The 2,820-nt window shown below is 65.9% G+C and carries 5 protein-coding genes; 3 read left to right on the top strand and 2 right to left on the bottom strand.

Translation table 11 applies throughout. The annotated features are described in order from the left end of the window. Nucleotides 1-38 precede the first annotated feature (38 nt). Nucleotides 39-710 carry a relaxase domain-containing protein gene (locus INT49_RS20645; protein WP_193119607.1) on the bottom strand — a complete coding sequence of 224 codons (672 nt, stop codon included), beginning with the start codon at nucleotides 708-710 and terminating at the stop codon, nucleotides 39-41. A 132-nt stretch (nucleotides 711-842) separates the two neighbouring features. Here INT49_RS20645 and INT49_RS20640 point away from each other — a divergent pair, with 132 nt between their 5' ends. Next, the gene (locus INT49_RS20640) at nucleotides 843-1,469 is read left to right on the top strand and encodes a hypothetical protein (protein WP_193119606.1); all 627 of its coding nucleotides are present in this window, start codon (nucleotides 843-845) and stop codon (nucleotides 1,467-1,469) included. A 176-nt stretch (nucleotides 1,470-1,645) separates the two neighbouring features. Further along, nucleotides 1,646-1,855, top strand: coding sequence for a hypothetical protein (locus INT49_RS20635; RefSeq protein WP_193119605.1), 210 nt, complete (start codon nucleotides 1,646-1,648; stop codon nucleotides 1,853-1,855). A gap of 71 nt (nucleotides 1,856-1,926) precedes the next feature. Here the strand turns inward: INT49_RS20635 and nrdH are convergent, their stop codons facing one another. Further along, entirely contained in the window at nucleotides 1,927-2,220 is a 294-nt protein-coding gene (gene nrdH / locus INT49_RS20630; protein ID WP_193119604.1) for a glutaredoxin-like protein NrdH, read from the bottom strand. Between the two features lie 268 nt (nucleotides 2,221-2,488). Between nrdH and INT49_RS20625 the strand changes: the two genes are divergently transcribed. Continuing rightward, a complete protein-coding gene (locus tag INT49_RS20625) occupies nucleotides 2,489-2,815 on the top strand; it encodes a phage integrase N-terminal SAM-like domain-containing protein (protein WP_319021722.1) in 327 nt (108 codons plus the stop codon). The last annotated feature ends 5 nt before the right edge of the window (nucleotides 2,816-2,820 follow it).

Genomic DNA, 2,820 nt, shown 5'->3' with positions numbered 1-2,820 from the left:
CTGACAGCCTGACCCCTCATCGAAGGATCGCTACACCACTACCTGGGACTTGACCGCTCGCCGCGCGCGTTGACGAGAACCTGGTGCCGGAACACCTGCTGCGAGTCCACGTTGGACCACTTGCCGTCCTCGCCCTGAACCTTCGCGTTCAGCCAGAGGTGGCGGTGCGCGTGAGGGTCCAGCGACCGGGAGCGCTCGTGGTCCAGCTCGACCACCTCGATCTGCGCGAGACCGATCCGCTGCTTCCCGCCGGCCCCTCGGCGGGTGGACAGCTCATCGCTCCACGCGGTGACCGTCTCCTCGGTCACGCGGTCCATCAGAGCGTCGAACTCCTCGCGCAGCTCCGGGTGGAGCACGGCGGCGAGGGAGTACGACTTGGGCGCGTTGATCGTGGCGTCGTAGAGCAGGTGTGCGTCCGGGGAAGTCATCGCACGGCCGCGCTGCTCGCCGGTCTGCGGGTCCGCGCCGTCGATCCATGCGCGCAGCTGCTCGGCGTCGAGGCGATCGCGCTGGATGCCCTCGGCGGCGGCGGTGTGGCGGACCACGGTGGGGGCGTCATCGGGGCCGTACGCGACGGCCGCGTCTGCGCCGGCGGAGACCTGCTGCTCGACCTCGGCGGCGTCGCAGCCGCCCTGGAGGGCGTAGGCGGTGGCATGGCGGATTCCGTGGCCGTCAACGCCACGTCGCCAGACCTGAACTCCTCCGCGCATGCGGCCAGCGTAGCGCACCAACCACGTAGTGCTTGCGTGCATGGTTTTGATTGGTGAGGAAGCTGGTAGGCGACGTGGGGGCTTTGAGGGGCGTCGAGGAACGGCGACGGGGGATCGGGGAACAGCGATGGGGTGTCGAGGAACGGCGACGGGATGGGTGCGGGGGCGGCGGCTGCGGTGGCAGCTGTCGTGGCGGCGGCGCTTGTCGAGAGGAAGGACAACGACGAGGAGACAGTGATGCGTAAGCAGAGGAAGTATCTGGATCGGGGACGGAAGATCGAGCTGGAGGGGCGACCGTTCGAGGTGGACTGGATGACGCTTCTGGGAGCGGGCCGGTCTGCTGTCCAGAGGGGTCGCGCGGACGAGGCCGCGTTTCTCTCGGAGGTCATGTGGGAGGACGTGGATCCGGCGGTGGTCACCCACCGCCCCGCTGCGCTGGACTACCCGCTGATGCGGCGGTGGCTCGACGTGCACGAGGACGAAGCGATCGACTACCTCATGGATGAGTGGGGCCTCGCCTTCGATGAGCCGGCCCCGGAGAACGCAGGCCAGGCAAACGAGCTGCTGGAGCTGGAGGACTGCATCACGGCGGGCCGGGGGGCACACATGCTGAGCGCCTATCAGCGGTCCGTGCCGGAGGGGACGGGGACCTGGTTCGTCGGGTACTGCTCGGATTGTCTGAGGGCGATCCTGATGTGGATTGATGATGCCGACCTGAGTAGTCGGTGGTGGCCGTTCTATGACCAGGAGTCCGCATGAGCACCGACGACTCGGAGCCCATCACTGAGGGGGTCGATCCTCGCCAGGGCGACCTCCTGGAGCTGCTGGAAGGTGCTGCGGATACGCCGCCCAGATATCACTATGCGAGACAGCGATCTGAGAGCTCTGTGGATGAGATTCGGGGCAGCGTCGGAGCCGGAAGGTAGGTTGAACAGATGGGCGGCGATGGGTTCAGTGACACCGGCACGATGGTCTTCGTCATCACCATGTTGGTGGTCAGCGGGGGCCTCGTCTTGGCGGTGCTCGGTACTGCCTTGTTCGGGGGCCGGCACAGCTTCCTCAAAGCGTGCGGGGTGTTCCTCGGTGGGGCTGTCCTCGGGACGCCGGTCCTCATCGTGGCGACGGCGGTAGCGATGTACATCTGAACCGCGCCGTCCCTCCCAGACACAAGTGACCCCCGCCCTCGAACTCGAGGACGGGGGTCACTGCTGTTGTGTCACAGGGCGATGCGGCTGCGCGGGGCTGCTGCATCTAACCCGCTCTGCCGGCGGCCGCCGGCGCTGGGGTCCAGGGCCTTGATCTTGTCCGGGCGGTATCCGCTCCAGTGATCCTCCTCAGTCACCACGACCGGGGCGCGCTGGTAGCCCAACTCCTTCACCTTCGACACAGCGTCGGGGTTCTGGGTGAGGTCCACGGTCTCGTGCTCGATCTTGCGGCTGTTGAGATCGCGCTTGGTCGCGTCACACTGCACGCACTGCGGCTTGGCGTAGACAAGCGAGCAGAGATGCATTGGATGAATCAATGGTCTGGTTGTTGACTCGGCCTCACCGCGCACCGCGGGACCGGTTCGACGTGACTGAGCGGCTTCGCTGCCGCGTGGCTTTCGGCGGATCCAACCCTTTCTTTGCCTGGTCAAGAGCCTAATCGGGGCTTGCTGCATGCTGCGAACACCGCTCCGGAGGAAACCGTCCGATCGCAGACCTCTCGTTGCGCTGACAGACTCCATGATACGTTCACAGCATGTTTGATGCAGTAGAAGGAATCGTGAGGTGTGGGTGGTGACCCGTGAGGTCCGGTCCCTGGCTCCGGTGTTGCTGCTGGACCCGGCTCGCTCGACGTTCGATGAGATGCTGCGCCGGTACGCCGTGTCGATGCGTTCTCGCGGACTGTCAGAAGGCACGATCCGGGTGCATCAGTTTGGCGTGAAGCGGTTCTTCCGTTTCGCTGGGACCTATCCGTGGGAGTGGCGGCCGCAGGACGTCGAGGACTTCACCTCGTCGCTGCTGTCTCGCCCGGAGCCGTTGGCGCACTCCACGATCCGGGGCTACCACCAGAGAGGGTGTTTCATTAGCTGTGTAAGGGTCCGGTCTCTAACCGAGGTGTGACCTGC

The organism is Brachybacterium tyrofermentans (assembly GCF_014897585.1).
Taxonomy (GTDB): domain Bacteria; phylum Actinomycetota; class Actinomycetes; order Actinomycetales; family Dermabacteraceae; genus Brachybacterium; species Brachybacterium tyrofermentans.
This window is presented reverse-complemented; position numbering and strand designations above follow the sequence as displayed.

What these genes read in the sequence shown, in the direction of transcription:
- INT49_RS20645 (WP_193119607.1), bottom strand. Translation starts at nt 710, where the DNA reads ATGCGCGGAGGAGTTCAGGTCTGGCGACGTGGCGTTGACGGCCACGGA.
- nrdH (WP_193119604.1), bottom strand. Translation starts at nt 2,220, where the DNA reads ATGCATCTCTGCTCGCTTGTCTACGCCAAGCCGCAGTGCGTGCAGTGT.
- INT49_RS20635 (WP_193119605.1), top strand. Translation starts at nt 1,646, where the DNA reads ATGGGCGGCGATGGGTTCAGTGACACCGGCACGATGGTCTTCGTCATC.